Raw genomic sequence first — 398 nt, 5'->3', positions numbered from 1 at the left:
TCTCCAAATTCCGCGTCAGCTAATGGTAAGGTGACTGAAGGTGACAGCCATGTGGTTTATGTCTACAAGAAGAAAACCCCAGCTCCAACTGTACGTCCAATTACTTCTTTTGTAGATACTAAGGGGAATACATTAATTCCAAGCGAAGATGGCGAACAACCTAAGAAAGACATTCCAGGTTACCGCTTCGTAGAGACTAAGAAACTTCCAAACGGCGACACTGAACATGTCTACGAAAAAGTGAAGACCAGTCACAAGGATAAGGAAGGAAACGACATTCCAGGATATCCAAGTGAAGATGGGGAACAACCTAAGAAAGATATTCCAGGTTACCGCTTCGTAGAGACTAAGAAACTTCCAAACGGCGACACTGAACATGTCTACGAAAAAGTGAAGAC

Annotated in this window: 1 protein-coding gene; it reads left to right on the top strand. The window is 43.2% G+C overall.

Annotated elements, in window-relative coordinates:
- The coding region (locus tag M1F74_RS07220) for a MucBP domain-containing protein (protein ID WP_247946690.1) at positions 1–398 on the top strand (398 nt) is incomplete at both ends.

The organism is Streptococcus oralis (assembly GCF_023109315.1).
GTDB classification, from domain to species: Bacteria; Bacillota; Bacilli; order Lactobacillales; family Streptococcaceae; genus Streptococcus; species Streptococcus oralis_BS.
Note: the sequence above shows the minus strand (reverse complement) of the source record. Positions and strands in the feature narration are given on the sequence as shown.